Source organism: Mesorhizobium sp. RCAM 06353 (assembly GCF_059683585.1).
The window spans coordinates 39,593-56,062 of the sequence record NZ_JCASIY010000001.1 but is presented as its reverse complement, the minus strand read 5'-3'; the positions used below and the strand labels follow the sequence as shown (position 1 = coordinate 56,062).

The window sequence follows — 16,470 nt, the reverse complement described above, 5'->3', positions numbered from 1 at the left end:
CGCTTCCCTTAGCTGAGCCGCACGCCCGGCTTGTCGTTGAAAGGGCACAACGGTGGCGTGGTGTGGATGGAGCCATAGGAGAAATAAGCGTCCCGGTAACACCGGCCCTTCTCCCATATGCAGCTCTCGAAGAACGAACAGGCCTCACAACTGGACCCGGCAAACCGCTCGCGGCTCGGATGGATAAAGTTGAGCAATCGGGAGCCAGTCCAAATTTCGCGCAACGATTGGTGTCGGGCGTCGCCCACCAGGAACGGCTCCTCGTAGGCCATCTGCTCGCACAGGAAGGCGCCGCCGTCGGGACCGATGCCGAGAGCGTGCCACCCGCCTCCGCAGCCGATCCGCTGGCTCCAGATCTGCAGCTTGCGCTCCGGCGTCAGCTCTCCAGCGGGCGTTGGGGCGATCGACAGATTTTCGTTTAGCGCGATGTCCGGATACTTGGCTCGGATTGCCTCAAACTCGCGGGCAAGCGTCGCATGTTGTGCGCCTGTAACGAACAGATCGTCGCTGTGACGGTGGAATGAGCGCGTATAGTGCACAAAACTGAAGGTTCGAGCGCCGCGACAATAGAAGAACTCAACGATTTTCTTCGGTTGATCGACATTTAATCCAGTAATGACTGCCTTTATGATAGGCTGTATGCCGAAAGCCATAAAGCTCTCGAAGGTCCGGGCCGCCAGTTGCGTGCGGGATTTCCTGACGTTCAGCACGCGCATATTCACGTGCTCGTCGGCGGCATCGAAGCTAAGTTGCACAGGCCGCTCGACCACACCGTTGATCTTCTCCTTGAACCCGGCGTCGACTAGCCGCGCGACCGCGTTGCGGTCCAGAAATGCTTTCGTCGATAGCAGGAACAGCATCTCGTGCTCGACAAGTAGATTGAGAAAGTCGATCCCGTCCTGCCGCACGAAGGTGTCCCCATTATCGGGTGAGCACATCCGCACCCCCATAGAGGCTGCCTCCTCGATCAACTCGCGCCAACGTTCAAGACGCATCTCCTTGCCTCTTTTGATGCGTCGGTCGGCGTAGCAGTAAAGGCAGTCGGTTTGGCAGCGATGGGTGAAGACCGTATAGAGGTTGATCGGCGCTTCTAGACGGAATCGGGTCTTGATCCCCTGCATCACACGCGAATATGCCTGCTGATCGATGACGAAACAGCGCGGGTCGAAGCGGATCGCCTCGGTGATCGGGCCATCGGCAATCTCCAGGATGCCGTGAGCACCAATTCCCGTGGCCGATACGCTGGCGCGCACCAGGGCGTCGACGCCGGAGAGCGTCTCGACGAGGCTCCCAATCGCAGCCTCCGGAAAGAGGTGACGGAAGAAGAGATCGATCTCGGAAAAGCGCGAGACGCCATCCAGTAGCGATAGGGCGAACCCCTGGATCGGAGTTAAGAAATGGATGTGCGTGTTGATGTAGTCAAGAGGATAGAGAATTGGCCGATTCCCATCTTGTGTGAAGACGAAGTCCCGGCGCACTGCGACAAACTGATCTGGTCTTATGGATAGCTTTCTCGTCATCGCACTGTCTCTCGCACTCTTGCCGGAGTTGACCGAAACCTCTAGGCCGGCACCATCCAGACGCGCTTGGATCCGGATGGTACCCTGACTACTGGATTGGCCTACCAGCAGATCATGCAGGGACAGATGGTGCAGGTGTCGCAGCCCGATGCGAGTAGGGGCTCGCCTGCTCCCTCGCCAGGAACGAGGTCGACCTTGAGACCCTTCTTCTTGATCAGGGTCTGCATCTCCTGGATCAACTTGTCCGACTCGTACTGCTCAAGCAAAGTCCCGAGATCGACTTCTCTGCCCTTGACAGTAACAACCTTGCGCTCTTCGATCGCCTTCATTTTTCCATCTCCATTTGGTTGTGTGGAGGTTGTGTGGAGGTTGTGTGGATGACCACGTCTACGACTATGCCTGTTTTCAGATTGGGGTGCCTTGATGCAGATCATTCTGTCTCTTAGCCTTCTCGACTGACAGGGCGCGGCCGTTATCAACTTAACTGGTGGTGAGGGATTTGCGACGAGAAACGATGGCGCTTGTAGCTGACGGTTGCAGTTCATGCCATCGCGGTTAGCCGCAAATCCCTCACCACCAGTTAAGTTTATAATGCCGGATTGAGTAGTATTCTCCATCCTCACATCACGCAGCCTCACCAACGCCAAGGTTTCATAATGAAAAACTCACGACGAAGGATGCGCTCCGCTTTGGTCATACTATTAACTGTTAGCGCAGTAAGTGGGATATGGGGCTATACGCGATGGCATGTGGCGCAAGAACCACCGAATGCGCGCCTCGCGCTGGATGCGTACTACCCACAGATGCCGCCGGATGCGCACCATCGATATCTTACTCTTCCGATTGATTATGCAGATGAAAGCAGCGGACGCTTTCGCGCGTTCTATGTGCTCAGCCCTAACTTCAATCCCCAAGGTCCCGTAGTTTTTTTTCTGACGGACGGGCAAATGGAAATGGTTGGCCCGGGGATGGATTTCTCTTTCTTTGATGAGCAGCTCCCTGGGGTATCTTATGTGCTGATCGGCCATCGCGGCCACAGCCCGACGGGTTTCCCCGAGGTCTATCCAAACGGCAAGCTGGATCTGCGCCGCGCAATGAACCTTTATGGCTCCTGGCAGCGCGTCGAGGATATCGAACGCGTAAGACAGGACATGGTTTCAGCGAGACTGCTTCCGTCAGGCGGGCGCATCATGATTTTCGGAGCCTCAGGCGCGGGCGTACTTGCCCAACAGTACCTGGATCGACATGGAGAACACGTGACCCGGGCATTGCTGGCCACCACGGGAGCGCCGGACTTAGCCCGCCAGCAGGGATGGACCTTCGCCCGCAACTTCGCTGAGCTCGATCCGGGGGCCGCTGACACCCTGTCAGAGATTGCAAGGCATGAGAATGGCAGGCGACCAAGCTTGGCTTATATGCTCTTTCAACTCGGGCGACAAGGACAGTCGGGCTTGGCAACGCTTCGTAAGGTCATCCGCGCAGAGCTAAGCCACAACCCCTTACCGTATGCTTGGTACGAGCTGTACCCGAGCCTGAACTGGGGGCTCAGCCGCACCCTGCTAGGCCTGCCTGCCGCCGATGCCGCGAAAGTGCGGATGTACGAGCTACTTGGAAGCGATCTGCAGAGTGGGGCATGCTCATATGGGTACGATCTCCCACTCTACCAGTGGTCCGCGGAAATCCTAAAGAATTTTCTGCATCAGCATGCGCCCTTGCCGAATCTGCAGTTGGATCGGAGCCGTTTTCAGGGGGAGGTTTTGGTCGTCTCGGGAAAGGACGATGTCGTATTCTCTCCGGCAATAGGCAAAGCCATCGCATCGGCCTATCCCAGCGCCCGCTTCCTATTGGTTCGAGGTGGCCATCGACTGGAACTGGATCACGAGTACCAGCGTGCAGTTCGCAGAGCCTTCTTCCTGCATGGCCTACAGGCACGCGACACAGCATCGCTCCTGGACTCTCCTCCCTCCACTCCCGCAGAGCAGGGCGGGGAGCCACAATAGGTCAGAACAAGGGCGATGTCACGTTGTCTGCACATAAATGCCAGGGCAATCGGGTGAATGAGTTCGTGACAAAGTGTTGATGTGGTGAATCTGTCGATGTCTTCTGATTCGATTGAGGAGGACGGCGATGGAAGCTGGCAGATGGGACAGTGGAGCGATCGAGGAGACGGTCGTTTTTCTACGATATTTCGAGGATTTGCCGGACCCGCGGCAACGCGGCAAGGTGGTTTATCCTCTCACCGAGGTTCTTTTGTTGTGCCTGCTCGGCGTGCTGGCCGGTGCGGAGGCGATTACCGATATCGCCCGGTTCGGGGACAAGAAACTGGAGCTGTTGCGGCGGGGATGTCACATTAACGAGAAATACTACTATCTACTCGTCAAGCGGAAAAGTTTCGGGCAAAGAAATCAAAGGGTTAGGGCGTCAAGAATGTAACCGGGGCAGATTACCGGGCGGTGGGGGTTTGCAGGCGCGTGCGTTCGTGATTCACCCTTTGCGTGACGCTACCACCGACTGATCCGCTTGAAGGCCTGTCGCTCGCGGAACTCCGCGGGCTGGTTTCTGCGCTGATCGGCGAAGTGCGCGGTCTTCAAGGCCGGGTCGAGAGCCTTGAGATCGAGAACCAGGCGCTACGCGCCGAGAACCAGACCCTGAAGGATGAGATCGCCCGGCTGAAGGACCTGCCGCCGCGTCCCCCGGTCAAGCCGACCAAGCCATCGGGCATGGAGAAGGCGACGCAGCCGACATCTGGCAAGGGCAAGCGCCGCCGGCGCGGCGCCAAGCGCGACGGCGGTCGCGTGAGCCGCGAGGTGACGGTTGCGGTGAGCGCACCTGCGGGCTCTCGCTTCAAGGGGTATGAGACGATCCTGGTGCGCGATCTGGCGTTGTCGGCCGAGGTGGTGCGCTATCGCCGCGAGCGCTGGGTGACACCGACCGGCGAAACGATGGTGGCGCCCTTGCCGGCGGGGATCATCGGCGGCTGGGGCGCGAACCTGCGCCGCTTCATTCTGGCCTGTCACATTCAAGGCCAGGTGACGACGGAGCGGTTGACGGCGTTGTTGACCGGGATCGGGGTCGACATTTCGAAGCGCCAGGTGGTGCGGCTGATTTCGGAGGGCCTGGAGGCCTTCGCGGCGGAGGACCGTGACGTGCTGCGCGCCGGGCTGGCTACGGCGCCCTGGATCACCGTCGATGATACGTCGGCGCGCCACGCCCACCAGGACGGCTACACCACCCAGATCGGCGACCGCCGCTTCACCGCGTTCCGCACCGGGCGATCGAAGTCACGGGAGGCGTTCCTGGCGACGCTGCGTGCCGGGCACAGCGATTACTTCATCAATGAAGAGGCCCTGGCCTATATGCGCGGCCGCAACCTCGCCGGTCCGGTGATCGCGCGGCTGGCGGCTGCGCCGCACAAGGCATTTGCCGACAGCGCCGCATGGCAGGCGCATCTGGCGGCACTCGGCCTCGACCAGCTCGCGGTTGAGCCCAACCCAGTCAGGATCGCCACCGAAGGGGCGATGTGGGGAGCGATCCGCCACCACGGCTTTCTTGGCGATACCGTGGTCGTGTCCGATGATGCCGGCCAGTTCCGCATCGGCGACCATGCTCTGTGCTGGGTCCACGTCGAGCGGCTCGTCCACAAATTGATACCCGTGACCCCGGATCAAGGTCAGGCCGTCGACATCATGCGCCAGTTGATCTGGTGGTTCTATCGCGACCTCAAGAGCTACCAGCGTGCTCCTTGTCCGCGCCGCGCGGCGGCCCTGCGCGCCCGCTTCGAGCGCCTGTTCAAACGACGAACCGGCTACGTCATGCTCGACCGGCTTCTTGCCAGGCTGCATCGCCGCAAGCATGAACTCCTGCGCGTTCTCGATCGTCCCGAGATCCCACTCCACACCAATGGTTCGGAAAACGACATCCGCACCTTCGTCACCAAGCGCAAGATCTCCGGCGGAATCGTCAGCAAGGCAGGCAAGAACGCCCGCGACGTCCTGCTCGGCCTGATGAAGACCTGCATCAAGCTCGACGTCTCATTCTTCCGCTATCTCGGCGACCGCCTCGGCATACCAACACAAGAGTCGATTCCGCCGCTCCCGGATCTCGTTAGGCAAGCCGCTCAAGCCTGACTGCCCGGTAATCTGCCCCGGTTACGTCAAGAATCGGCGCGGCGCGATGGAAAAAGCTCTTTACTGAGTTAATGTGACATCCCGGTCCGGGCTCATCAAGATCCACTACGACGGCCCCAGTGCCAGCTCCGAAGCGCGAAATTTCGCGCCTTTCAGCGGCGGCCGAAGGCAAGGACCTCGGCTGTGTAAGTCTCCACGACCAGGCTGAAGGGCTGGTTCACCCCGGTATAGAGGATGGCACGGTGCCGCAGCACCTCGCGGGGAATGGCCAGCTCCCCCTTCCCCGCCGCCGGCAGCGGCGCGCCCATCTCCCACCCCTTGGGCAGCGGCGACCACAGCAGGTCGGCGCTAATGGTCTGGCGACGGAAGTGCAGCGGCTGGACCACTTTCCCGAAGGGCTGGTCGGTGGTGTCGAGCACCTGATTCATCTGGGGTGTGAGGCGCGACGGTACGTACCAGTTATCGGCCTCGGAGAGCACGAGCTCGCCACAGGCGAGCTGCACGCGGCGGTAGTGCACGGGTTCGTCAGCGCTGATGCCTAATGCCTGGCGGGCATTATCCGGAAGCAGTTTGTCGTCGCCCTTCACGCGATGGGCCACAATCTTCGCCTCCGGCGCCAGCCCGTGCTCACCACACCACCGTTCCAGCGTGAGGGTGGCGCTTGGGTGGCTGAGGAGGTCGGCGTTGAGCGTTTCCAGCAGGGCTAGGACCTGGGTGCGGGAGGCGGCGTCGTTGGCGAAGAGGGTGCGGGCCTCGGAAGGTGACGAGACGGTCCCCATCATGGCGAGGGAGGCTGCTGCGATGAAAATTCGAGTACCCATGGTCCGAAACCCTTTGCGTTGCGTTACGAGCGCGTTTGCAGGAACGCAACCTGTGCGCTAATTTAAAACATTGTAAGCGCGTAGGCCACCCCACGTAGCGTACGAGTTTCTGAACGCTCATTTTCTGCATGAGTCATGCGGAGAATCCGTAATTACCCACCCCTCGCGCGTTGGTGCATGGGTCCGGACTTGAGCGGATGTCGATCTTTGAAGCGGCAGACTATGCCGTGGCCGCCTTGCGGCGGGCGGATTTCGGGCGTGCGCAGGCAAGCATGCGGTTGAGGACGGCGCAGCCGATGGCGACTTCGGTCTTCTGAACAGGAAGCGACCGTGCCCGCAAACGCCGCCCGATGGTGGACTTGTATCGCCCTATGGCGGTCTCGACCAGCGAGCGTTTGCCATAACCGTTGGAGACCTGCCATTTCATCCGGCCGTCTCTGCCGATTGCGGCGATATGCTGGTCCCTTTGGGCCGGGAGGTCTATCGTCGAATGGTTCGACCGCGTTGACGCAGTCATCGATCATAGCACTGCCGCCGCAATCGTCATTCCGCCTCGCGGTATTGTGTTTGAAAGGCATGGCTACGCTACAAAGGCTATTGCGGTTACCGCTTGCCTAAACCCACACCAATAAACGATCCGTGCACCAACGCCCATCAGACCTGCCTGGCGCATCTCGCCCGCGACGTCGCCTATGCGCACGAGGCAAGTGAGGACATGCTGCCCTCACGGCTCAAGCGTTGGCTGCAAAGGGTCTTCGCCCTAGCCGACGGTATCGAAACCTTCGCCGCCTCGACCATCGCCGGCAAGCGTCGCGCCCTGGAGCGAAGTCTGGACGATATCTTCGCCACCACAACGTCGTGCGATCTGGCCCGCGACATCCAAAACAAGTTCAGGCGAGCTCGCGATCAACTTTTGACCTTTGCCCAATTGCCAGGAATGGTCGACGCGACGAACAACGCCTGCGAACGGGCTCTGAGACCCGCCGTCGTTCAACGGAAGATCACCAACGGCTATCGCGCCATGTGGGCCGCAAAGGGCGAAGCCGACATTCGAACCGTCGTCGACACAGCTCGTCTCGCGCCAGGCACGAACCCCTTCAAAATCATCCTTCAAACCGTCAGCGCCTGAAATCCGCTATGACCGAGCCCGCGACCTTGATCTTCCGAGCCTCTCTTCGGGCGCGGCTTTATCGGGACATCGAGGTGTCGAGTTCGAGCACGCTAGCGGATCTGGCCGAAGCCATGGTAGCGGCATTCGGCTTCGACATGGACCACGCCTACGGCTTTTATTCAAAGCTGACGGGAAAGCTGTTCGACTCGCCCCAGCGGTTCGAACTCTTCGCGGACATAGAGGGGAGCGGTTCTCGCAGCGTGAAGGGCACGCGCGTCACCACAGCCTTCCAGAAGGCGGGCTCGGCAATGACCTTCTTGTACGACTACGGTGACGAGTGGCGATTCCGCGTTGAAGTTATTGGAACAGGGCAGGCGCAGCCCGATGCCAATTACCCGAGGATCGTCAGCAAGATCGGCAAGGCTCCCCCGCAGTACCCGGACATCGACGACGAGTGACGACGCACCGTGCCGCATCGAGGGGGCTAGGGGGTGGGTAATTACCTCAACTCCGGGCTCCATTTGGACACAGCACGATGTTCGTGGCTCACCGGCGAGGTCAGAGCGGAGCAGTCTCAACAACGCCATCCGACATCTTTTGTCGGGTTTGTCGAGTTCGCGATATGGCCATTTTCAGTCGATCTCTTGCTTTGCTCCGGGCTAATCGACTGAAAAGCAACCACAAAGTTCCTTCTTCAGCTCAATCAAGCAAGCTGGCATGACTCTTGAGAGCCTTCGTTGCCGGGCGGGCAACAGCTGCCGGCCATAACTCGTGTCACGGGTAGACACGATGAACAGGCGAAGGACCGCAATGCTTCAGGCTCTCGATCTAAGGCAACGTATTCCTTCGACCATGACAATGGTCGCACCAAAAACGCGAATCATATTCGGGTACATAATTTATCTTCGTCCTAACCGACGCAAAGTACAATTTCATGACATAACAAAATGAACGCTCGCAGCATCTCGATCACTAATATGCGCCTTTTGTGGTACAGGCGCATGTTCATTGCTGAACGATCTCTGATTTCCTTCGCGATGGGCGTTTTTGCGCTGTTTCCAGTCTACCTGTTGTCGGTTGGGCGCGACGAGATATTTTTTGGTTCGATCTCAGCAGCAGGCATGGCGGTCGCTATATTAATAGTTTTGATCAGTCCTACGCTGATACGCCAGTTTAGTGTGCGGAGGCTCGCACCCATCGGCGGGCTTCTCTGTGCAGCAGCCTGCGCGACCATACTCTTGAACGAATTGTCGGGGGTGCGCGCGACATTCCCCTACTTCCTCAGCTACATGCTGCAATCAGGCGGATGGGCGCTGCACTTCACTATGGGCTCGATATGCATTTCCGCCCTCTCAAGCGATGCAGACCGGCCATCGAGCTTCATGGCCTACTCTGCATTCGCCACCTTAGGGTTAACCTGCGGACCGCTGCTGAGCAGCCTCCTTACCCGGTACGCCGGCTTGGGCACGCTGGATATGTTCATTCTGGCAATGCTCGCGGCGACGGCAGGGTCAGCGTTGTCATCGTGGGCAGCGCAACGTGCGGCGAACATCCGCGAAGCCGCTATTCCGAATAACGCCTCGATTGCGCGCGACCTTTTCGATCTCCTCTTCAGCAAATCTGCTCTGTTTTTTGTTCTTGTATTGTTGTCCGCAAGCATTTACACTTTTTTGATAAACTTCCAGGCTCTATTTGCGAATAATTCAGGTCTTCCGTACGAAATATTCTTTGGCTTTTGGGCCATAGGAGTAGTCGGCTCCAGATTTGCAATTGGTCCGCGCGTAACCCGCAGTGCGGCCGACCGCACCTTGCCGCTACTCCTGGGCGGGATGGTCGTTTCGCTTCTCGGCTTTCACTACTCCCCGGGCCACCCCGTCATTTACGCAATGGCATCGCTGGCGACCGGCATAACTTATGGGCTATCCTATCCCCTGATGCAGGCAGAAGCCATCCGCGTGACTGCGCCGCAGTCCCGGACTTTGGTGCAGATCATCTTCAGCCTTTCCTATTTTCTTGGCCTGTATTTCTTCCCCTTCGCCGCCGGGCTCGTCTCAGTCCAGCTGGGATACGACACGCTGACGCTGTTGATTGCCGGCTTGGCTCTAGTGCAAACGGCTATCGCTCTCCTTGGCTATCGCACGATCCGGCGCAAGCCGACCCCGACCGTAGTTGGCAGTAAAGGCTGAAGCAGGGCACTATGCACGGGAGATCACACGTCGTCATCGGAGCCGGGCCGGTCGGTCGGGCAGTGGCGCTGCAACTTGCGGACCAGCCGGACTCGTTCGTTGTCGTGATTGACAGGAGCCATTCTGCGTTTGCCGTGGCGCAAGGCGTTGGTGCACGGATCGTTTATTGGTGTGGGTTTAGGCAAGCGGTAACCGCAATAGGCTTTGTAGCGTAGCCATGCCTTTCAAACACAATACCAGCCGCCGCCATCGTATTGAGAAGATGAAGTTCAGGGTGACGAACTGGCCAGAATATGAGGCAGGACTTCGTCATCGCGGCAGTTTGACCCTGTGGGTGACGCCGGAAGCCCTGTCCAGGTGGCAAGCGCCAAGACGCAAGACACGTGGCGGCCAGCACCGCTATTCTGATCTGGCGATCGAGACCACCCTGACGCTGGGCCTTGTGTTTGGCCTGCGGCTGCGCCAAGCAGAAGGCTTGCTGGAATCGGTTTGCAACTGATGGGGCTGGCGCTCGCTGTCCCCGATCATACCACCCTGAGCCGTCGGGCGCGGACATGGCAATCGCCCAACAAACGGCATGATCGCCAGGTTCCGCCGGAGGGACCAGTGCATGTTCTTGTCGACAGCACCGGCCTGCAGGTCTACGGCGCGGGTCAGTGGCTGGAGGAGAAGCACGGCGCCAGATCCCGTCGCAGTTGGCGCAAGCTGCATCTGGCACTGGATGCCGACAGCGGCGAGATCATTGCCCATACCCTGACTGATCAGGACACTGGCGATGTCTCTCAAGTTGAGCCACTACTCGACCAGATTGGCGGTCCGATCGGACAGTTTACTGCTGACGGCGCCTATGACGGAAAACCGACTTACGACGCAGTCATCGATCACAGCGCTGCCGCCGCAATCGTCATTCCGCCTCGCGTCAACGCGGTCGAACCATTCGACGATAGACCTCCCGGCCAAAGGGACCAGCATATCGCCGCAATCGGCAGAGACGGCCGGATGAAATGGCAGGTCTCCAACGGTTATGGCAAACGCTCGCTGGTCGAGACCGCCATAGGGCGATACAAGTCCACCATCGGGCGGCGTTTGCGGGCACGGTCGCTTCCCGTTCAGCAGACCGAAGTCGCCATCGGCTGCGCCGTCCTCAACCGCATGCTTGCCTGCGCACGCCCGAAATCCGCCCGCCGCAAGGCGGCCACGGCATAGTCTGCCGCTTCAAAGATCGACATCCGCTCAAGTCCGGACCCATGCACCAACGCCGACCGCCATGCCTTTCGATCAGACTGCAACGCCATTTCGAAGCGGCGCGCGTACGGCTGCCGGCTCTGGCCAAGCCTAGCTGGGTCTCAGCTCCTTCTTCTGGTCGAGAAGGTTGCGCCATTTGTCGAACTTGTTGCCTTGCGCTGTGATCAGTGCAGGCGAACCCGACTTGTCGATCAGCACTTCGGCGGCTGGCGGAATGTTCAGGAATTCCATGTGCTGCGTCGCGCAGTAGGCACCGACGTCGAGGATCACGAGATAGTTTTCCTCGGCGAGCGTTTCCGGAACCATGTAGTCGCCGGGAAGCACATAGTCGTGCCGCAAGATGCCACGCCCGCGCAGGGCCGCGGGAATGCGGTTCGACGTGATCTCGGCCATCTTGGAATCCAGGAAAAGCACATTGTGGCGCCGATCCTTGTATTGTGCCGACGGCATCAGAACCCTCGACCCGTTGGTTAGCACGCGATTGGCTCCCGGATGCTTGATGACGGTGCGCTCGATGCTGAGCAGCAGCGCGCCGACATCGGCCAACAGATCGCGTGCCGGCTCGAACAGAAACTTCACATCGGCGGGCACACCATAGCGATTGGCGATCTCGCCCAGCCTCTTGAAGTATTTCTCCCAGTTGAAGTGCTTTTCCGAATAAGCCCGCCCCTCGTAGTCGAAGCCGAACCCTCCCGCGAAATTGATCGCCTTGGCCTTGGGGAAATAGGTTTTGAAGATCATGAATACTTGTTCGATGATGCTGATCATCGCGTCGGCGGAATTTCCGCTGCCGCAGTAGAGTTCGAAGCAGTCGAGATCGCGTCCATGCCTGGCCAGCAATTCCGACAGCGTCGTCAATTCGCTGTACTTGATACCGGGCTTGCCCGACCCTAGGCTGTCAAAGCGCATATTAATCGAGGCGCTGGGATCGACGGCGAGCAGATGCGAGATTTCATCCATGCTAGACAGGAACATGGGATGACCGGTCTTGGCCCATGCGCTGATTTCGTCGTTGGAGACATGTCCGGGGGAAATGATGAACTTGTCGAAACCGAACTTGCGCAGGATCTCGTACTCGCTCGGCAATTGCAGCAATATGCCAATGCCGACGGCCTGGAGCGGCTTCAATATATGAGGGTTGGAGTTGGGAAAGAACGGCACATAAAGTTCAACCCTCTTATCGATCCCCGCCGCGACCGCGGCACCCTGGATACGGTCGATATTCCTCTGCAGCTGTTCTTCGCTGTAGACGAAGACCGGGGTCCCCGCCTCCGCGGCGATCAGTTGCAGGTCCGAGCGACTGATCCATCCGTCGACATCGGTGTTTTTGCTTGAAATCATCGCATTGTAGTTCATCGCAACACCTCACTTCGCTTCTGAACGTCCTGGCTTCGTCATGCTTGTTCATGGCTGGCGCGGCGCGGTCGCCGTGACCGGCCCGCGTAATTTAGGCGTCGTGCATGCTTCATCGGCGCTGCATTCCGATCTTCCTTGACGTCAAGAGAAGGAGTGGCTGGAGCAGGCTAATAGGCAAACTCGCTTCCCGGCTAAGTCTCCGGGAAATTCAAAAACTCTCCATGGCCCGATGATCCCGAGGCGCGACTTCGTTGCTGGAAGTAGTTGACGACTACTAGCATACGACAACAGCTTTCGTAAATCCCTTCTGTATCTCTTCTGTTTTTTTGGTGCTAGATTTCATGTGAACCGGTAAACTTGGTTTTAGCCTATACTGATCAAGTTCTCGCTAATTTAAAACTTTCGTGACCCTCATCCGGATGATCGCAGACCTGCGCCAACTAAACTTGGTAAGAAAATCAATGCCTTTTCAGGTGCGTTCGCAACCGACCCTTCTGATGGGCATCGACTTCGGAACCACCCAGATCCGGGCAAGCATCTATGCGCCGGACGGCACGCTGGTCGCTGCCGGCAAGGTCGCCACGCCGACGATGCGGCCCGATGCGTACAGCGCCCATCACGAACCCGAGGCGGTGTGGGCGGCGACGCTCGAGGTTATTCGCGCCGCGCTTGACGGCATTGCCGAGCCCGCGCACGTGCGCGGGATTGCCTGCGCCAGCGTTGGCGAGGCCGGCCTGCTGATCGGCGCCAAAGGCGAAGAGCTCACGCCGATCATTGCCTGGTACGACCGGCGGGCCATCGCCGAGTGCCATGACTTCGTCGGCCGGCTGGGCGCCGATGCGCTGTATGGCATCACCGGTCAGCCGCCCGAGCCCATTCTTGGCATCTACAAGCTGCTTTGGCTGATGGCACGGCAGCCCAACCTGTTTGCACGCCCGGCACAATGGCTGAATGTCGCGGACTATCTCGCATTTCGGCTGAGCGGCAGAATCCGCGCCGAGTCGAGCCTGGCTTGTCGCACCGGTGTCTTCGACCTGCATCGGCGGACATGGGCCACGGAGCTGTTGAAGCAAGCCGGACTTCGCGCCGATCTCTTTCCTGAACTGGAAGCTAATGGCGCGCCGCTCGGCACAGTGCCCCAGCCTGTCGCGGCGGCGACGGGTCTGCCTGCATCCTGCGTCGTGGCAGTTGGTGGGCACGACCAGGCGCTGAGCGCGCTTGTCTGCAGCGGGCTGGCGGATGGTATGCTGTCGGCGACGCTCGGAACCACCGAAGCCTTACTGGCTGCCGTCACCAGCCCGTCCCGCTCGGCAAAGCTCGGGCGGCAAGGATTCTGCCAGGGTGTGCTGACGACCGGACGGCCGCGTTACTATGTTCTCGGTGGCGTGTTCACGGCCGGCGCCTCGATCGAATGGTTCCGCCAGACCATATTAGGCGGGATCGCACATGAACCGCTGATCGCTGCCGCCGCCGCCATACCGATCGGCAGTCTCGGCGTCTGCTTCCGCCCGCAGCTCGCGCTGGGATCGGCGCCGCATCCCAGCCCGCACGCCAATGGCTCGTTCTGGGGGCTGAGCATGGCCGCGGATCACGGCGCAATGTTTCGCGCCATTCTCGAAGGTCTGGCCTATGAGGCCCGGCTATGCATCGAGGCGCTTATCGCACTGCCGGAGGTTGGTGCGATACGACGGATCAACGCCGTTGGCGGCGACACCCGCAATCCGCTGCGCATGAGCATCAAAGCCTCGGTCTCGGGAACGCCGATCGATATCATCCACGTGGACGATGCCACCGGCCTCGGAGCCGCGTTGATGGCCGGGCTCGGCGCCGGCATCTATGCAGATCTCGACAGCGCTCTGGCAACACTTGCCCTGCCGAGGACGACGATCCTGCCTGTGCCAGAGGACCAGGCCTTCTATGAAGCCTATTTCAAATCGGTCTATCGCCATGCACCCGCCGCGCTTGCGTCGTTGCGCGAGCCGCAGTCCTGGCAGCAAGCTTAGGGGACGTGCGTTCAACCTGGACACACAAAGTACGCTCCAACAACTTTGGATCTGCGCATCGTGCTTTCCGGAAATCGAGTCCAATTTTCGGATCGATGCGTCAGTCGTCAAACCATGCCTTCCATCTCGCGGAGGGCGTCTGCGACCTCGGTGAGCGAATTGCACAGGACATAGGTGCGGTTGTTGGGGTCGAGTGAGCTTTGGCCCTCATGCTTCCAGGTGATCTCGTATGGGACGTGTATGGCGCGCGCGCCGAGCTTCAGGATCGGGTCGATGTCAGAGCGCAGCGAATTCCCCACCATGACGAAGTTCGACGGGTCGACGTCGTACTTCGCCAGAATTCGCGCATAGATGGATTGGTCCTTCTCCGAAATTATCTCGACGCCACTGAAGAAATTGGCCAAGCCAGAACTCGCCACCTTGTGCTCCTGGTGGAAGAGCTCGCCTTTCGAAATGAGGATTAGCCTGTAGCTTCGCGACAGCTCTTCCACCACCTGTGCCGCACCGTCGATGAGATGCACTGGATGCCAGATGATCTCCTTGAGAAGGCCGATGAGGGACTGAATGTCGGCGACTGCTATGCGACCGTCGGTCACTTCTATCGCCGTCTCAATCATGGACAGAACAAAACCTTTTGCGCCATACCCGAACAGCGAGAGATTGCGCATTTCGGTTTCGTACAGCCTGTGGCTCAGATCCTCCGCGGACAGGTAGTGGAGCAGGACTTGCTGGAATTTCTGCTCGGCGGACCACAATACATTCTCGTTGTGCCACAAGGTATCGTCACCGTCCAAGCCGACGACCAGCCTCTTCTCGACGTCCTTGCTCATGTTCTGTCTCTTTGATCTTTGCGGCGGCGTCGACCGGTCCGTTCGGTGGCGCGGCGTTGCCAACCGCCGGGATTGGACGCAAATTTCTGGCCTGCGGGCAACGCACCCGGCGGCCATTGTGCAGCAGGCGACCACGCCGTTTTCGCTGCGGTCAGATTCTGAGTTCGCTCGCAGCGATGCGGTTGTCGACGACGTCGTCATAGGAAGCGCCGCCGGCAATCAGATCCCAGCTTTGCATCCATGCGTAGGCGCGCTCGAACTCATCGCGAGTATAGGGTTCCGGCTCGACGAAGCGCAGGCGGGGAAGATAGAAGTCGTCCGGCGTGATCGTGCCGCGCACATCCTCTGGCAGCGCCTCGATGAGATAATGCAGCCACTTCCTCTTGTCCTTGTTGATGACATGGACCGCCTTGATCTCGGCGCGCCGCAAGGCGGCGTAGGTTTCGTCGTCGATCTCGGGACCGGCAATCTCCGATCCGGAATAATGCGTCTCGATGATCTTCTGAAACCCTTGCTTCTCGGCGACAGTCAGCCAAGGTTCCGTCAAGGCGATGGCTGCGACCTCGCCATTCTGCACCGCCTTGTAGCCGTCGACGTGATGCTGGCCGATTACTTCGATTTCAGAGCGCTGCAGAAAGCCTTCGAGCATTTGCAGCGTCGCGTAGTGGTTGCCGTTGTGATAGCTGACCGATATCGGCGCATTTCTCAGCGTCTGCGGATAGGTGTAGCGTGAGCCGGGCGCCGAGACGATCGCCATGACCGCAACCGAAGAACGCTTGCCGATCACCTTGCCGCCACGCCGGCTGTCGAAGGCCCGACGGATCTGACCCCATTCGCAGGCCCGGTAGATGTTGACCTCGCCGTCCTCGAACGGCGAATGGGTGCGGATGGAATCCACTTGCTTTGGATCAATCGATGTCAGCGGCAATGCCTGTCGCTGCCGGTTTTCGCGAAACTCAACCTTTATCCCTTCTTCCGCGAAGAAACCGCAGTCCCTGGCAACAAGCCAGGGCAGCGCAAAAACGGTCGATACGCCTCGGCCTTCACTCACAACGCTCGTCAACATCTGTGCCTCCTGACCAGCTGCGATATTTGGACAACATTTACACTGTCGCCGATGATCTTAGCACGTGCAACCCGTTCCATGAATAATTGATCTGCGTCGAAAATATCTATTTCAGCCGGAGCGCCCCCAAAGCTGCCTCCGGCCGCGTCGTCAAGTCCGGGTGAGCTCGCTCACCGGTTTCGCGGGCGTTGCAGGAGGTTAGCGG

The 16,470-nt window shown here is 59.4% G+C and carries 14 protein-coding genes and 2 pseudogenes; 9 read left to right on the top strand and 7 right to left on the bottom strand.

The window, feature by feature from the left end; genetic code table 11:
- Positions 1-8: 8 nt before the first annotated feature.
- Together AC56QX_RS35105 and AC56QX_RS35100 are read right to left on the bottom strand one after the other, a co-directional pair.
- Entirely contained in the window at positions 9-1,520 is a 1,512-nt protein-coding gene (locus AC56QX_RS35105) for a radical SAM protein (RefSeq protein WP_497118336.1), read from the bottom strand.
- A gap of 101 nt (positions 1,521-1,621) precedes the next feature.
- Complete coding sequence (locus AC56QX_RS35100) at positions 1,622-1,849, bottom strand: hypothetical protein (RefSeq protein ID WP_292226391.1); 228 nt, start codon at positions 1,847-1,849, stop codon at positions 1,622-1,624.
- A gap of 420 nt (positions 1,850-2,269) precedes the next feature.
- Here AC56QX_RS35100 and AC56QX_RS35095 point away from each other — a divergent pair, with 420 nt between their 5' ends.
- The 3 genes from AC56QX_RS35095 to AC56QX_RS35085 all read left to right on the top strand — a co-directional run bounded on the left by AC56QX_RS35095 (position 2,270) and on the right by AC56QX_RS35085 (position 5,647).
- Positions 2,270-3,520, top strand: a complete 1,251-nt coding sequence (locus AC56QX_RS35095) for an alpha/beta fold hydrolase (RefSeq protein WP_497118334.1) — start codon at positions 2,270-2,272, stop codon at positions 3,518-3,520.
- 127 nt (positions 3,521-3,647) lie between these two features.
- Complete coding sequence (locus AC56QX_RS35090; protein WP_497118332.1) at positions 3,648-3,953, top strand: transposase family protein; 306 nt, start codon at positions 3,648-3,650, stop codon at positions 3,951-3,953.
- A 62-nt stretch (positions 3,954-4,015) separates the two neighbouring features.
- Positions 4,016-5,647, top strand: a complete 1,632-nt coding sequence (locus AC56QX_RS35085) for an IS66 family transposase (RefSeq protein WP_497118330.1) — start codon at positions 4,016-4,018, stop codon at positions 5,645-5,647.
- Positions 5,648-5,799: 152 nt separating this feature from the next.
- On the opposite strand, the gene AC56QX_RS35080 is transcribed toward AC56QX_RS35085, so the two are convergent.
- Positions 5,800-6,468: a hypothetical protein gene (locus AC56QX_RS35080; protein WP_497118329.1), complete on the bottom strand. Its 669-nt coding sequence runs from the start codon at positions 6,466-6,468 to the stop codon at positions 5,800-5,802.
- Between the two features lie 220 nt (positions 6,469-6,688).
- Positions 6,689-6,974, bottom strand: a pseudogene (locus tag AC56QX_RS35075) (IS5/IS1182 family transposase); the annotation flags it as partial.
- Between the two features lie 104 nt (positions 6,975-7,078).
- On the opposite strand from AC56QX_RS35075, the gene AC56QX_RS35070 reads away from it, so the two are divergent.
- The 5 genes and pseudogenes from AC56QX_RS35070 to AC56QX_RS35050 all read left to right on the top strand — a co-directional run bounded on the left by AC56QX_RS35070 (position 7,079) and on the right by AC56QX_RS35050 (position 10,971).
- Positions 7,079-7,597: an IS66 family transposase gene (locus tag AC56QX_RS35070; protein WP_497118327.1), complete on the top strand. Its 519-nt coding sequence runs from the start codon at positions 7,079-7,081 to the stop codon at positions 7,595-7,597.
- An 8-nt stretch (positions 7,598-7,605) separates the two neighbouring features.
- Entirely contained in the window at positions 7,606-8,037 is a 432-nt protein-coding gene (locus AC56QX_RS35065) for an IS1096 element passenger TnpR family protein (RefSeq protein ID WP_258580661.1), read from the top strand.
- Between the two features lie 489 nt (positions 8,038-8,526).
- Positions 8,527-9,765 (top strand): MFS transporter, encoded by a 1,239-nt coding sequence (locus AC56QX_RS35060; RefSeq protein ID WP_497118324.1) that lies wholly within the window; start codon positions 8,527-8,529, stop codon positions 9,763-9,765.
- Between the two features lie 11 nt (positions 9,766-9,776).
- Positions 9,777-9,980, top strand: a complete 204-nt coding sequence (locus AC56QX_RS35055) for an NAD-binding protein (protein WP_497118323.1) — start codon at positions 9,777-9,779, stop codon at positions 9,978-9,980.
- Positions 9,981-9,982: 2 nt separating this feature from the next.
- Positions 9,983-10,971, top strand: a pseudogene (locus AC56QX_RS35050) (IS5 family transposase).
- Between the two features lie 129 nt (positions 10,972-11,100).
- On the opposite strand, the gene AC56QX_RS35045 reads toward AC56QX_RS35050, so the two are convergent.
- Positions 11,101-12,366, bottom strand: a complete 1,266-nt coding sequence (locus AC56QX_RS35045) for a type III PLP-dependent enzyme domain-containing protein (RefSeq protein ID WP_497118322.1) — start codon at positions 12,364-12,366, stop codon at positions 11,101-11,103.
- 461 nt (positions 12,367-12,827) lie between these two features.
- On the opposite strand from AC56QX_RS35045, the gene AC56QX_RS35040 reads away from it, so the two are divergent.
- The gene (locus AC56QX_RS35040; RefSeq protein ID WP_497118320.1) at positions 12,828-14,369 is read left to right on the top strand and encodes an FGGY-family carbohydrate kinase; all 1,542 of its coding nucleotides are present in this window, start codon (positions 12,828-12,830) and stop codon (positions 14,367-14,369) included.
- A 107-nt stretch (positions 14,370-14,476) separates the two neighbouring features.
- Here the strand turns inward: AC56QX_RS35040 and AC56QX_RS35035 are convergent, their stop codons facing one another.
- Together AC56QX_RS35035 and AC56QX_RS35030 are read right to left on the bottom strand one after the other, a co-directional pair.
- Positions 14,477-15,199, bottom strand: coding sequence for an HAD family hydrolase (locus AC56QX_RS35035; RefSeq protein WP_497118319.1), 723 nt, complete (start codon positions 15,197-15,199; stop codon positions 14,477-14,479).
- A 151-nt stretch (positions 15,200-15,350) separates the two neighbouring features.
- Entirely contained in the window at positions 15,351-16,265 is a 915-nt protein-coding gene (locus tag AC56QX_RS35030; RefSeq protein ID WP_497118317.1) for an ABC transporter substrate-binding protein, read from the bottom strand.
- Positions 16,266-16,470: the final 205 nt, after the last annotated feature.

Excerpts from the sequence above, each read along its gene's own strand:
- AC56QX_RS35100 (WP_292226391.1), bottom strand. The coding sequence starts at position 1,849 with ATGAAGGCGATCGAAGAGCGCAAGGTTGTTACTGTCAAGGGCAGAGAA.
- AC56QX_RS35105 (WP_497118336.1), bottom strand. The coding sequence starts at position 1,520 with ATGACGAGAAAGCTATCCATAAGACCAGATCAGTTTGTCGCAGTGCGC.
- AC56QX_RS35065 (WP_258580661.1), top strand. The coding sequence starts at position 7,606 with ATGACCGAGCCCGCGACCTTGATCTTCCGAGCCTCTCTTCGGGCGCGG.
- AC56QX_RS35090 (WP_497118332.1), top strand. The coding sequence starts at position 3,648 with ATGGAAGCTGGCAGATGGGACAGTGGAGCGATCGAGGAGACGGTCGTT.
- AC56QX_RS35055 (WP_497118323.1), top strand. The coding sequence starts at position 9,777 with ATGCACGGGAGATCACACGTCGTCATCGGAGCCGGGCCGGTCGGTCGG.
- AC56QX_RS35080 (WP_497118329.1), bottom strand. The coding sequence starts at position 6,468 with ATGGGTACTCGAATTTTCATCGCAGCAGCCTCCCTCGCCATGATGGGG.
- AC56QX_RS35060 (WP_497118324.1), top strand. The coding sequence starts at position 8,527 with ATGAACGCTCGCAGCATCTCGATCACTAATATGCGCCTTTTGTGGTAC.
- AC56QX_RS35030 (WP_497118317.1), bottom strand. The coding sequence starts at position 16,265 with ATGTTGACGAGCGTTGTGAGTGAAGGCCGAGGCGTATCGACCGTTTTT.
- AC56QX_RS35045 (WP_497118322.1), bottom strand. The coding sequence starts at position 12,366 with ATGAACTACAATGCGATGATTTCAAGCAAAAACACCGATGTCGACGGA.
- AC56QX_RS35035 (WP_497118319.1), bottom strand. The coding sequence starts at position 15,199 with ATGAGCAAGGACGTCGAGAAGAGGCTGGTCGTCGGCTTGGACGGTGAC.
- AC56QX_RS35040 (WP_497118320.1), top strand. The coding sequence starts at position 12,828 with ATGCCTTTTCAGGTGCGTTCGCAACCGACCCTTCTGATGGGCATCGAC.